Annotated in this window: 13 protein-coding genes; 12 read left to right on the forward strand and 1 reads right to left on the reverse strand. The window is 65.7% G+C overall.

What is annotated here, in order from left to right:
• Window positions 1-120 precede the first annotated feature (120 nt).
• The 3 genes from L0966_RS21135 to L0966_RS21145 all read left to right on the forward strand — a co-directional run bounded on the left by L0966_RS21135 (window position 121) and on the right by L0966_RS21145 (window position 6704).
• A complete protein-coding gene (locus L0966_RS21135; protein WP_234054055.1) occupies window positions 121-4434 on the forward strand; it encodes a strawberry notch family protein in 4314 nt (1437 codons plus the stop codon).
• Window positions 4434-5471: a toprim domain-containing protein gene (locus L0966_RS21140; RefSeq protein ID WP_234054056.1), complete on the forward strand. Its 1038-nt coding sequence runs from the start codon at window positions 4434-4436 to the stop codon at window positions 5469-5471. Before L0966_RS21135 ends, L0966_RS21140 begins: the two co-directional genes overlap by 1 nt.
• A 309-nt stretch (window positions 5472-5780) precedes the next feature.
• Window positions 5781-6704: a DUF2493 domain-containing protein gene (locus L0966_RS21145; RefSeq protein ID WP_234054057.1), complete on the forward strand. Its 924-nt coding sequence runs from the start codon at window positions 5781-5783 to the stop codon at window positions 6702-6704.
• Between the two features lie 24 nt (window positions 6705-6728).
• Here L0966_RS21145 and L0966_RS21150 read toward each other — a convergent pair whose 3' ends face one another.
• The gene (locus tag L0966_RS21150) at window positions 6729-7076 is read right to left on the reverse strand and encodes a hypothetical protein (protein ID WP_234054058.1); all 348 of its coding nucleotides are present in this window, start codon (window positions 7074-7076) and stop codon (window positions 6729-6731) included.
• A 340-nt stretch (window positions 7077-7416) separates the two neighbouring features.
• Between L0966_RS21150 and L0966_RS21155 the strand changes: the two genes are divergently transcribed.
• The 9 genes from L0966_RS21155 to L0966_RS21195 form a co-directional block, all read left to right on the forward strand.
• Window positions 7417-7584 (forward strand): hypothetical protein, encoded by a 168-nt coding sequence (locus L0966_RS21155; RefSeq protein ID WP_234054059.1) that lies wholly within the window; start codon window positions 7417-7419, stop codon window positions 7582-7584.
• Window positions 7585-7726: 142 nt separating this feature from the next.
• Complete coding sequence (locus L0966_RS21160; protein ID WP_234054067.1) at window positions 7727-8167, forward strand: hypothetical protein; 441 nt, start codon at window positions 7727-7729, stop codon at window positions 8165-8167.
• A 586-nt stretch (window positions 8168-8753) separates the two neighbouring features.
• Window positions 8754-9077: a DUF736 domain-containing protein gene (locus tag L0966_RS21165; protein WP_234054060.1), complete on the forward strand. Its 324-nt coding sequence runs from the start codon at window positions 8754-8756 to the stop codon at window positions 9075-9077.
• 188 nt (window positions 9078-9265) lie between these two features.
• A complete protein-coding gene (locus L0966_RS21170; protein ID WP_006022611.1) occupies window positions 9266-9520 on the forward strand; it encodes a hypothetical protein in 255 nt (84 codons plus the stop codon).
• Window positions 9521-9621: 101 nt separating this feature from the next.
• Window positions 9622-9888: a DNA -binding domain-containing protein gene (locus tag L0966_RS21175; protein ID WP_370640796.1), complete on the forward strand. Its 267-nt coding sequence runs from the start codon at window positions 9622-9624 to the stop codon at window positions 9886-9888.
• A gap of 111 nt (window positions 9889-9999) precedes the next feature.
• Window positions 10000-10308, forward strand: coding sequence for a transcriptional regulator domain-containing protein (locus L0966_RS21180; RefSeq protein WP_255684217.1), 309 nt, complete (start codon window positions 10000-10002; stop codon window positions 10306-10308).
• On the forward strand, window positions 10232-10774 hold the full coding sequence (locus L0966_RS21185; protein ID WP_234054062.1) for a DUF2285 domain-containing protein: 543 nt from the start codon (window positions 10232-10234) through the stop codon (window positions 10772-10774). Before L0966_RS21180 ends, L0966_RS21185 begins: the two co-directional genes overlap by 77 nt.
• Window positions 10775-10913: 139 nt before the next feature.
• Window positions 10914-11195 carry an AlpA family transcriptional regulator gene (locus tag L0966_RS21190; RefSeq protein WP_234054063.1) on the forward strand — a complete coding sequence of 94 codons (282 nt, stop codon included), beginning with the start codon at window positions 10914-10916 and terminating at the stop codon, window positions 11193-11195.
• A gap of 18 nt (window positions 11196-11213) precedes the next feature.
• Window positions 11214-12179, forward strand: a 966-nt coding sequence (locus L0966_RS21195) for a replication initiator protein A (RefSeq protein WP_234054064.1), incomplete at its 3' end; no start/stop codon positions are given.

A 12179-nucleotide genomic window follows, 5' to 3' on the forward strand; every position in this document is an offset into this window, starting at 1 on the left:
TGGCGCGGCCGGGCCGCGCCCCTTGAGAGCGAGAGGAAGGCCGGGACGGGTTTGAGCCCGTCCGGTCCGAGAGAGAGCGCCGGCGGGCTTTCCCGCTCCGCTCTCCCGAGGACGTCTCCCATGAATGCTCACACCCTTGCGGCGGCGCTGCCGACCGCCGCCGATCAGCCGACCGACGCTGCCGCCATCCATGCCGCGGCACTTCTCCTCCTTCCTCACATCGAGCGCGGCGAGCGCATCGACGCCGCGGTCTTGCGCACCGCCATGGAGACCGCCTTCGGCGCGTCCGATACTGCCGGCGCCTGGGACTGGAAGGACGCCTATGACGCCTGCGAAGCCGCAACCGTCCTCATGCTCCGCAAATACGGAAAGGCGCTTTTGCGCAAAGCCGGGTCTCCGGCTGCGGCGGTTCCTCTGTTCGGCAAGATCGCGGGACTTCTGCCCACCCACACGCGCCGCTCCGAGGAGGCGCAGGCCTTCCAGCAATTCTCGACGCCGATCCCGCTCGGCCTGGCCGCGATCACTGCGGCCGCCATCACACCCGCCGATCGCGTGCTCGAACCATCGGCCGGCACCGGCCTGCTCGCCATCCTCGCCGAGATCGCCGGCGGCACGCTTGTCCTCAACGAACTCGCCGAAACCCGGGCCGCACTCATCTCCTCCCTCTTTCCGGCCATTCCCGTGACCCGCTTCGACGCGGCCCAGATCGACGATCATCTCGATCCGGCGATCGTCCCGACCGTGGTGATGATGAACCCGCCATTCTCGGTACTCGCCAATGTCGAGGGGCGTGTTGCCGACGCAGCCTATCGCCATCTCGCATCCGCGCTCGCGCGGCTCGCCGATGGCGGACGCCTGGTCGCGATCACCGGCGTGAATTTCGGCCCCGACATGCCGGCCTGGCGCGACGCCTTCGTCCGCCTGCAGGAGCGGGGCCGCGTCGTCTTCACCGCCGCCGTCCATGGCTCGATCTATGCGAAGCACGGCACGACCGTCGAAACCCGGCTGACCGTGATCGACAAAATCCCAGCCGACGACCCATCCGCATTTCCGGCATCACCCGGCACCGCTCCCGACATCGCCACGCTGATGACATGGCTCGTCGAGCATGTGCCGCCGCGCTCGCCCCTCGCGCCCGCTGTGCAGGTCATGCCGATCAGTGCCGCACCGCGCACAGTTCGCGGTTATCTCGCGCGCACCGCGGCGACATCGGCGACCCGCGTGGGCCTCGCCGATCCCGAGGGCGTGCCGCTCGCCTATGAGACCGTCGACTGGACCCCGGCCGAGGGCGCCCGCCTCAGCGACGCGATCTACGAGCAATACGGATTGCAGACGATCCGTATTCCCGGCTCTCAGGCCCATCCCACCAAGCTCGTGCAATCCGCCGCCATGGCCTCGGTCGCCCCGCCCAAGCCGAGCTATCGGCCGACGCTGCCGGCGACCATCATGGCCTCGCTCTCAGACGCCCAGCTCGAAACCCTGATCTTCGCGGGCGAAGCCCATTCCGATTTTCTCGCAGGTTCCTGGACCATCGACGACACTTTCGATGTCGTGGCGGCCGCCGCCGATGATGCAAACGGCGTCGTCCGCTTCCGCCGCGGCTTCTTCATCGGCGACGGCACCGGCGTCGGAAAGGGGCGCGAGTCGGCCAGCATCGTGCTCGACAACTGGATGCAGGGCCGGCGCAAGGCGGTCTGGATCTCCAAATCCGACAAGCTGATTGAGGACGCGCAGCGCGACTGGTCCGCACTCGGCATGGAGCGCCTGCTGGTCACGCCGCTCTCGCGCTTCCCGCAGGGCAAGCCGATCACGCTGCCGGAAGGCATCCTATTTACAACCTATGCCACGCTGCGCTCCGACGATCGCGGCGAGAAGGTTTCGCGGGTCAAGCAGATCGTCGAATGGTTGGGCTCCGATTTCGACGGGGTGATCATTTTCGACGAGGCGCACGCGATGCAGAACGCTGGCGGCGGCAAGGGAGAACGCGGCGATGTCACGCCTTCGCAGCAAGGGCGCGCAGGACTTCGCCTGCAGCACGCCATGCCCAATGCCCGTGTCGTCTATGTCTCCGCCACCGGCGCCACCACGGTCCAGAACCTTGCCTACGCGCAGCGCCTCGGCCTGTGGGGTGGCGACGATTTTCCCTTCTCGACCCGCGCCGAGTTCGTCGAGGCGATCGAGGCCGGCGGCGTCGCGGCAATGGAGGTGCTTGCCCGCGACCTTCGCGCGCTCGGCCTCTACACCGCCCGATCACTGTCGTTCGACGGGGTGGAATATGAGCTGGTCGAGCACGAGCTGACCGCCGAGCAGCGGCGCATCTACGATGCTTATGCCGGCGCCTTCGCCATCATCCACAACCATCTCGATGCGGCGATGCAGGCGACCAACATTACCGGCTCGACCGGGACGTTGAATCGCCAGGCCAAATCCGCTGCCCGCTCCGCCTTCGAAAGCGCCAAGCAGCGCTTCTTCGGTCATCTGCTGACCTCGATGAAGACGCCGACGTTGATCCGCTCGATCGCGGTGGACCTGGAGGCCGGGCATTCTGCGGTCATCCAGATCGTCTCGACCGGCGAGGCGCTGATGGAACGGCGCTTGGCCGACGTCCCGACCGAAGAATGGAATGACATTCGCGTCGACATCACGCCCCGCGAATATGTCTTGGACTATCTCGCCCATTCCTTCCCGGTGCAGCTCTACGAGCCCTTCACCGACGGCGAGGGCAATATGTCCTCGCGTCCGGTCTTTCGCGACGGCCAGCCGGTCGAGAGCCGCGAGGCGGTCGCTCGCCGCACCGAACTGATCGAGAAGCTCGCGAGCCTTCCGCCGGTGCCGGGCGCGCTCGACCAGCTCGTCCAGCATTTCGGCGCGGATATGGTGGCCGAGGTCACCGGCCGCTCGCGGCGCATCGTGCGCAAGGGACAGCGCCTTGTGGTCGAGACCCGCGCCGCGTCGGCCAATCTCGCCGAGACCCAGGCCTTCATGGACGACTTGAAGCGCGTGCTGATCTTCTCCGACGCCGGCGGCACGGGACGCAGCTACCATGCGGAGCTGTCGGCGCGGAACACGCGGCTGCGCGTCCACTATCTGCTCGAACCGGGCTGGAAAGCCGACGCCGCGATCCAGGGCCTCGGCCGCACCCACCGTACCAACCAGGCGCAGCCGCCGCTCTTCCGTCCGATCGCGACCAATGTGAAGGCGGAGAAGCGCTTCCTCTCGACTATCGCGCGCCGGCTCGACACGCTGGGCGCGATCACGCGCGGCCAGCGGCAGACCGGTGGCCAGGGCCTGTTCCGACCCGAGGACAATCTGGAGAGCCACTATGCGCGCGATGCGCTTCGCCAGCTCTACATCCTGATCGTCCGCGGCAAGGTCGAAGGGTGCTCGCTCCAGCGGTTCGAGGACACGACCGGCCTGAAGCTGATGGACGACAACGGCATCAAGGACGAGCTCCCGCCGATCACAACCTTTCTCAACCGCCTGCTCGCGCTCACCATCGACCTGCAGGACGTCCTGTTCGCCGCCTTCGAGCAGCTTCTGACCGCCAAGGTCGAGGGCGCGATCGCCGCCGGCATCTACGACATCGGACTGGAGACGCTGCGCGCGGAGAGCTTCGTCGTCACCGATCGCCAGACCATCTACACCCATGCCGGCACCGGCGCGGAAACCAGCCTGCTCACCATCCAACAGCGCGAGCGCAACCGGCCAATGACCGCCGAGGAGGCGATGGCTTGGCTCGACGATCCGGCCGCCAAGTTGCTGGTCAACGAACGCTCGCACCGCGCCGCCGTTCAGCTTCCCGCACCCTCACTCATGCTCGACGATGGCGAGATCGAACGCCGCGTGCGGCTGATCCGACCGATGGAGCAGCATCACGCCTCCATCCGCATGATGGACGAAAGCCACTGGATCGCCACCAGTCGCGCCGAGTTCACCGCCGCCTGGAACGCCGAGGTCGCGGAGGTGCCAGCCTATTCCGATTCCACCATCCACATCGTCGCTGGCCTGCTGCTACCGATCTGGAAGCGGCTGCCCAACGAGTCGAGCCGCGTCTATCGGCTCCAGACCGATGACGGGGAACGGATCATCGGCCGCCGCGTGTCGCCTGCATGGGTCGCCAATGCCACGGCGGTGGGGACGACGAACCTGTCTGCCGACCATGCCTATGCCGCGCTCATAGAGGGCAAGACGATCCTCGACCTCGCCGAAGGCCTCCAACTCCGTCGCGTGCGCGTCATGGGCGCCGACCGCATCGAATTGTCGGGCTTCACCGACGCGATGCGCGAGCGCCTCCGCGCCTATGGTCTCTTCAGCGAGATCATCTCGTGGAAGCTCCGCTTCTTCGTGCCCGTCGGTGCGGGCGGCGGGGCCATCATCGGCAAGCTGATCGGCACCTACCCGATCCAGCGCGTCGGCGAGCGGGAGGCAGCGTGATGGCCCGTCTCGACGCATCCGATCTTGCGCAACGTCTCGGCCGACAGGCCGAGGCGGTGTGCCGCCATTATCTCAGCAATGGCCACCGTCAGGGCAACTACTGGCAGGTGGGCGACGCCCGTAACACCAAGGGCCGCTCGATGTACGTCCGGCTGAAGGACTCGCCGAAGGGGCCAGCCGGGAAATGGACTGACGCCGCCACCGGCGAGCATGGAGACCTCCTCGACGTGATCCGGGAGAGCTGCGGCCTCATCGACTTCAAGGGCGTCGCCGACGAGGCCCGGCTCTTCCTGAGCATGCCACCGCCTGCGCCGGAACCGTCGGCCTTCCAGCCCCTGGCGCCTGCACCGCATGGATCGCCCGAAGCCGCACGACGTCTTGTCCGCATGTCGCAGCCGATTCCCGGCACAATCGTCGCGGCGTATCTGCGGCAACGCGGCATTACGGACCTCCGTGGAACCGGAAATCTGTATTTCCACCCGCGCTGCTATTATCGCCCAGACGAGTATGCGCCGACCGAGACATGGCCGGCCATGATCGCGGCCGTCACCGATCTCGATGGCAGGATCACGGGGGCGCATCGCACCTGGCTCGATCCGCAACGCCGGGACAAGGCGCCGCTCGACACCCCGCGCCGGGCGATGGGCGATCTCGTCGGCAACGCGGTCCGCTTTGGCGTCGGTGGCGAAGTGATGGCAGCCGGCGAAGGCATCGAGACGGTCCTTTCGGTCCGACAGGTCGTGCCCGACATGCCGATGCTTGCGGCGCTCTCCGCAGCACATCTCGCCGCCATCCTGTTCCCGGACACGCTGCGCCGGCTCTACATCCTGCGCGATGACGATCCGGCGGGCGACGGTGCGCGTGACAGCCTGATCGAACGGGCGAACACGGCCGGGATCGAGGCGATCGTGATCTCGCCACAGCTCGGGGACTTCAACGAGGATCTCCGCACCCTCGGCCTCGCGACGCTGCGGAGCCAGACACGGGTGCAGCTCGGGCCGCAGGACGTCGGTCGCTTCATGGCGCTGGCGGCATAGCCGGAAAGGAAGGGGCAGCGGCCCCGCCGCCGTCCTCGCTCGGATGCCGGGGATCGGAGAGGACCGCGCCTCGGCCTTCTAGAGGGCGATCGGCCCACAGGCGGGCCGGCCCGGCAATGGCTGCGGCCGACTATTTTCCGGCGCGGCCCCAAGGGGCCGCTTTCCATCGCGAACCAAAATAGCCGGCCTTCGCCATCCTCCGCTGGCGCTCCGGCCCTCCGCTTGCGCTCCGGGTGCAGCGCCGTCCCGCCGGTGGGCTTCGTCGCCATGAAGGCCGCGACGGTCGCGGTCCATCCGACGGAGCACCCGATGCGCGATCTCGACGACTACGAACCGCACCACGAATCCTCACCGACCGACCACGTCCTCAACGAATTGCAGCTCCACGGCTACCGGCCTTTCGCCGAGGAACCCGATCAGCGGCTTCTGCCGGACGGCAACGAGGTCGCGGGCGCGATCGCCGACATCTTCGACGCCCTGATCGTGACCCTGGAGGACACGCGCCTCGAACCCGACCTCGACGATCTCCTCTGGTCGACCGTGAACGTCTTTCATCGCGCCGCCGAACGGATCAACCGCGAGCTCGACGATAACGAGCAGGCCCAGAAGCGCTCCCAGCGCGAACAGGATGGCAGCGAGGTGAAGTCAGTCGACCTCGAGCGCCTGATCGCCGAGGGCAAGACACTGGTCGAACGCCAGACCGCCTTCGAACTGATGCGCGACCAGGCTTCCGAGCACTACGAACGCCAGGTCGGCAAAGCATGGCTCCCGCGGTCGGGATCGAAGGTCAATCATCGCAACCTCACCTCGGCGATGATCGATAGCCGCGACTTCATCATGGCAAAGAAGCGTGCCGAGCAGGAGGTGCTCCTGCCGCCTGGTCCCAAGATCGCCGTCACCGGCGGGCTCGATTTCGACAACCATCGCCTGATCTGGGCCAAGCTCGACCAGGTCCACGAAAAGCACCCCGACATGGTGCTGATCCACGGCAAGTCGCCGAAGGGCGCCGAGAAGATCGCTTCCCTCTGGGCCAGGAATCGCAATGTCCCGCAAATCGGCTTCGCACCCGACTGGACGAAGCATGGCCGGGCCGCACCCTTCAAGCGCAACGATGAGATGTTGCAGATCGTACCGAAGGGCGTGCTGCATTTCCCGGGCACCGGCATCAACGACAACCTCGCCGACAAGGCCAAGAAGCTCGGCATCCCGGTCTGGAAGTTCGGCGGCGCGTAAGCGCCGTCGTAAATCCCTGTTTCCTTATGAAAGCTGCGCAAACATGGCATCTTCGGATCCATGCCGTCGCTCGTACCTTTCCCCAAAAGCTTCATTGCCGACATCGCGCTTGCCGACACCTTTGCACGGAATGCCACCAATCACCTTGATGGCGCTGACCAGGCTGCGGATCGGTCTATGGACAATATCGTCCTTCACGCCGTAGCGATCGCTATTGAATTGCTTCTGAAATCCTACCTTCTGAGAGTCGCGACCGAGGATGGTTGGAATCGCCAGCATATTGGTCACGATCTCGATAAGGCGGCTCGATACGCAGAGATCGCGGGGTTGGCTTTGCCTCCGCAATTGCAAAGCGTGATAGCCCAACTTCATCCTCATTTTCAGCATGGCGGTTTCGCGCGAAACACGTCGCGGGAATGGCCGCCCGGCTTCTCCCTCCGCGCCCGTGACGTCGCACGCCACCTCGCCCAGGAGATCCGCGAGCAAGAGCGTAGTGGACAGCCACAGCTCCTGACCTGAGGACCATCCCCGCTTCCGTGCGCTGATCCTTGGTCCAGCCGATGGCCTGACGCCATCAACCCGCAAGGGGTCGGACTACGCAGAGCGTGCCGCCGCGCTGGCTTCGCCCACGCGGTGATTGCGGCCATCGGCCGAACACATCGGGCGCCTGTCAGCGGGGGATGGTCCTCCGCTCGAAACAGGAGCCGGATCGATGTCTCTCAACGACGCCCACGCCTTCGCCTTCAGCCTCGCCACCAGCCTGATGGCCGTCATCGTCATCTTCCGCGCCGGCGACGGCACCCTGTCAGTCTCGCCAGCCAGCGAATACGACGGCGACGTCTCGGAAATCGTCCACGAGGTCGATCCCTTCGCGCCATGACGGCGCGCCACCCTTCCAGGCGACGTGGAAACCCCTGCGGTTTCCGCTCCCGCCTGAGCACAGCTTTTGCTATGCTCCCGGATGCGCCGTGGTGGTGGTGGAAGGCGCGACCGTCAGATTTTGCTCTTTCGGAGACACCACCATGATTATCCTCGGCATCGTCCTATCCTTCGCAGCCATCGGCATCTTGTGCTGGTTGCTGTTCACTCTCGCAGTCTTTGCGCTGCCATTCTTCGCGGGCGTGACCGCCGGCACCTGGGCCTATGACACTGGCGCGGGCTGGCTCGGCGCCATCCTCATCGGCATGATCGGCGCCGGCCTGACGTTGGGTGTGGGGCAGCTCTTGCTCGGAATTGTCCGCCCGCTCTGGGCACGCCTGCTGATCGCGCTGGCATTTGTCGCACCTGCGGCGATCGCCGGCTTCCACGCCACGCATGGCATCGTGAAACACACCATGCCGTCGGAGACTTGGCAGCTCGTGTTCTCCGTCATCGGTGCGGTCGCGGTCGGCGTCACCGCGTTCGCGCGCGTTGCTGGGATGGCAGGCACCGGCCCGTCCAGCCAGGGCATTGCACCAGCCTGACATCACCACGGAACCGTCGCCAGGACGACCAGATCGGGGGTTTCAGCCCTCCGCGTTGTGCAGTTGGAGAGGGAGCCGCATCACCGGAATCTGACTGAAGCCCATCGCGCGGCCGGCCCCTTTAAGAGCGCTCGGATTTCTGCTCGACGCCTCTGCGCGGGAACAGTGTAACACGAAGTCGAGGGCGTCATCTCCACTGGTCGACTTCGAAACGAAAGTTCGACCCTCGCCTGTACGAGGGGATGACGGGTTGCGGATGATCGTCAACTTGCGCCGTTTGCTGGTTGCGACCGGGTCGCCATGATCTTCCGTTCCTGATCGTCTCCAGACCGCCCCAAGCGGCCTCTCCAATGGCCTGATCTGACCGAAGGACGGCTGCGCCTCGACCGCCTATGCCGCAACGGCGCGTCCCGACTTTCTTCCCCTGCCGGCCAAGGCCGTCATTCCTCGCGAAACAACAAAGTCGTTCCTGCGCCATCCTCCGCGTTGCTCCGGTCGCAAGCGATGCGGCGTCGGTCGCCTCCGGCCTGTCGATCGCCATCGAGGCCGCAATGGAGCGGTCCCGAAAACGAAACGGAGACTTACAATGGCGACCATCGGTACCTTCAAGAAGACCGGCTCGAACGAGTTCACCGGCGAAATCGTCACCCTCAGCGTCCAGGCCAAGGGCGTACGCATCGTCCCCGACCAGCGCGCCAGCGGCGAAAACGCCCCCAGCCACCGGGTTCTGGTCGGTCGCGCGGAGATCGGCGCCGCCTGGTCCAAGCGCTCCAACGAGGGCCGCGACTATCTGGGCCTGAAGCTCGACGATCCGAGCTTCAACGCCCCCATCTACGCCAACCTCTTCGACGACGAGGACGGTGACACCCACTCGCTGATCTGGTCCCGCCCGACCCGCCGCGGCGACTGAGCCTGAGCAAGGCCCCGGCCGAACAGGCCGGGGCCTCTCCCTCTGTTTCAGGCGCGAATCACCAGCAATGGCCGGTGAAGGGCTGGGCAGACCCTTCAAAGTCGAATTTCCTCGCAGCGGGCGCCAAGAGCGACTATTATAGTCGTAGTTCTGGCAAGCGTGCGGCCGTCGGTGGGAGGTGATCATGCATGATCACCGCCCGACAATCGCGGGCCGCACGCGCGTTGCTGGGGTGGACACAGGAGACGCTCGCTGACAAGGCCCGGACATCGCTAACCGCGCTCAAGCGCCTTGAGTCCGAAAGTGGATTAGAGGTGTATGAGTCGACGCGCGATCAGGTCCGAAGGGCGCTTGAAACAGCCGGTATCGTCCTGCTTTCCACCGACAAGGGCGAAGGAGTGCTGCTGCTCCATGAGCGGGACGACCGGCCGACGAGGCGTTAGCAGCGCCGTGATCGCGTGGCGCACACCATCCATCGCACGTTGTCAAAGTAATGCCGGGCACGAGTGTTAACGAATGCTTTCCGCGCGAATATAGTCGCCTGATGGAATCCGCGATGCCGCCGTTTCTCGACGCGCCCCCGATCAGCCAGACCCTCACGGCCTATGACCGCGAGCATATGGTTCTTTATCTGCGCCTGCTCGATTCCTCGCGCGACGGAGCTGATTGGCGCGAAGCTGTCCAGATCCTCTTTGGCCTCGATCCGGCACGTGAACCGCACCGGTGCCGCCAGATCCATGACACGCATCTCGCCCGCGCGCAGTGGATGACCGAGCACGGCTATCGAGACCTCGTCCGCTCGGCACAGTGATCGCCGCGATGCCTTTTCGGCACCACCCTTTGCCGGTCCTCTGACTTCCACTGAACAACCCAGCCGGGAATCCTGACTCTCCCACAAGTTCAACGACTAGGGAGGATCGTGATGACACCAGATGCTTCCGGCTGGCGCTCCTCGGAACGCTATGCCCATGTCGCCGAAATGACCGCGTCCGACGTCGCGTGGGAATGGCTGCGTCGCAATGAATCCTACGACAGGGATTTTCGAGCGCTCGGCGGCAGTGAAAGCGATCTGCGCGCGCTGACTGATAGGATCGGGCAGCGGTGGGGGTTGCGATTTCCCGGTAGACCCGATGCAGGCACCACCCGAAGCGCGGGTGATCTGGCTTCCCCAGGAAGACACAAGCGCCATCGTTCTTGGCGCACCTCCCGATATTCCATCCGCAAGCGCTGACCCCCAACCGACGATCGACGCCGCCATCGGCATCGACGCCGGCAACGAGACCCATCTGGTTCTCGATCTCGGAAACGGCCAGCGCGTCGCGCTTGTTCATCCCTCCGCGACACGACCCGCGAAACCCCTCGGCGCCTTCATCCCGCTCGGGCAGGAAGGCTTCGACCGGCTCGAATCGGTCGCCCGCTTGCTCGCCGCCCTCCATGGTCGCGCCATACCGCCCGACACCCGACTGACGCGGCAGCAACGCGCGCGGCTGTGCCGGATGCTGCAAGCCTTCGACGGTCATCGCGCGGGCGCGACCCAGCAAGAAATTGCGCAGGTCATATTTCGGATCGGCGCTCTCGGTCGCGATGAGTGGCAGGCATCCTCCGCCCGTCACGCCGTCAAATCCCTAATTCGAGATGCCCGTGCCATGATCGTGGGCGGCTATCGCACGCTGCTTCGTCATCGCCGGCAATCCTAGCTGGCCGTCATTCGGCTCTTGGTGGGCGAATTTAGGCCCCCCTGAATTCGCCCTGCATCTCGCCGGTCCTGCTTCGCCAACGTGGCCTTCGTTACCCGCCGCTCCCCGGCGGTCCCAACGAACCCACGGAGGCCCTCTCATGCGACCTGATCTCGCCGTTCTCCCGCCGCGCTTCCTGCGCACCAAGGAAGCCGCCGAATTTCTCAGCCTGTCGGCCCGCACCCTCGAGAAGCACCGGACCTACGGCACCGGCCCGGCCTATCGCAAGCTCGGCGGCCGCGTCGTCTACGCCGTCGACGATCTCGAGGCCTGGGCCGAGCGCGGGGCCGTCACCTCCACCTCCGATCCGCGCGGCAGCGTGCTTCCGGCCAAGCGCCACACGCCCACGCCGCCGGCACATGCCGGACGATACGCACGCTGACCGCCCCCGGATTCCCGAATGGCGGCGCGACACCAGTCCCTCTCGGAGCGCGGGCAGCTCGATCTGTTCCGTGCGCTCCCCGGCGAGTTCGCAGCCCGAGACGCGCAGGATCTCATGGCCTATCCGTTCTTCTCCCTCTCCAAATCGCACCGCGTCGCTCCGATCGACTTCGCCGCCGGCGACGTGTCGATCCGGGTGGAAGCTGTGCCCGATCACGGCATGGCGACCATCTGGGACGCCGACATCCTGATCTGGGCAGCGAGCCAGATCGTCGAGGCGCGCGACGCCGGCTTGCGGACGTCACGCCTGATGGTCGCCACCCCCTACGAAATCCTCAAATTCATCGGACGCGGCACGTCCTTGCGCGACTATCAGCGGCTGAAGGCGGCGCTCGACCGCCTCCAATCCACGACGGTCTGCACCTCGATCCGCCAGCCCGCCGAGGGCCGGCGTCATCGCTTCTCGTGGATCAACGAGTGGAAGGAGCGCACCAACCGCAACGGGAAGCCGGACGGGATCGAGATGATCGTGCCCGACTGGTTCTATCAGGCCGTTCTCGACGATGCGCTCGTGCTGACGATCGACCGGGCCTATTTCGATCTCACGGGCGGACTCGAACGCTGGCTCTACCGCCTAGTGCGCAAGCACGGCGGGCGCCAGCGTAATGGCTGGCGGTTCGACTTCCGCCACCTCCACCAGAAATCCGGTGCGCTCTCGCCGTTCAAACGGTTCGCCTTCGAGCTGCGCGACATCATCCGCCGCCAGCCGCTGCCGGGCTATACGCTGTTCCTGGAGATCGAGGCCGGCGGCCGGACGTTGCTCGCTTTCGAGCGGACGCCGCCCTGTGGAAAAGCTGTGAAGGGCTTCGTGCCATCGGGAACCCGAAAGCGCGTGCCATCAGGAACCGGTCCCTCGTGCCAACGGGAACCGAAACAGGGCTTAACCCACGACAGCAGAACAGAAAATCGCGACCCTAACTTAGAA

Source organism: Xanthobacter sp. NM-59 (assembly GCF_021401125.1).
Classification (GTDB): domain Bacteria; phylum Pseudomonadota; class Alphaproteobacteria; order Rhizobiales; family Xanthobacteraceae; genus Xanthobacter.

What these genes read in the sequence shown, in the direction of transcription:
- L0966_RS21135 (WP_234054055.1), top strand. Translation starts at nt 121, where the DNA reads ATGAATGCTCACACCCTTGCGGCGGCGCTGCCGACCGCCGCCGATCAG.
- L0966_RS21140 (WP_234054056.1), top strand. Translation starts at nt 4,434, where the DNA reads ATGGCCCGTCTCGACGCATCCGATCTTGCGCAACGTCTCGGCCGACAG.
- L0966_RS21145 (WP_234054057.1), top strand. Translation starts at nt 5,781, where the DNA reads ATGCGCGATCTCGACGACTACGAACCGCACCACGAATCCTCACCGACC.
- L0966_RS21150 (WP_234054058.1), bottom strand. Translation starts at nt 7,076, where the DNA reads ATGAAGTTGGGCTATCACGCTTTGCAATTGCGGAGGCAAAGCCAACCC.
- L0966_RS21155 (WP_234054059.1), top strand. Translation starts at nt 7,417, where the DNA reads ATGTCTCTCAACGACGCCCACGCCTTCGCCTTCAGCCTCGCCACCAGC.
- L0966_RS21160 (WP_234054067.1), top strand. Translation starts at nt 7,727, where the DNA reads ATGATTATCCTCGGCATCGTCCTATCCTTCGCAGCCATCGGCATCTTG.
- L0966_RS21165 (WP_234054060.1), top strand. Translation starts at nt 8,754, where the DNA reads ATGGCGACCATCGGTACCTTCAAGAAGACCGGCTCGAACGAGTTCACC.
- L0966_RS21170 (WP_006022611.1), top strand. Translation starts at nt 9,266, where the DNA reads ATGATCACCGCCCGACAATCGCGGGCCGCACGCGCGTTGCTGGGGTGG.
- L0966_RS21175 (WP_370640796.1), top strand. Translation starts at nt 9,622, where the DNA reads ATGGAATCCGCGATGCCGCCGTTTCTCGACGCGCCCCCGATCAGCCAG.
- L0966_RS21180 (WP_255684217.1), top strand. Translation starts at nt 10,000, where the DNA reads ATGACACCAGATGCTTCCGGCTGGCGCTCCTCGGAACGCTATGCCCAT.
- L0966_RS21190 (WP_234054063.1), top strand. Translation starts at nt 10,914, where the DNA reads ATGCGACCTGATCTCGCCGTTCTCCCGCCGCGCTTCCTGCGCACCAAG.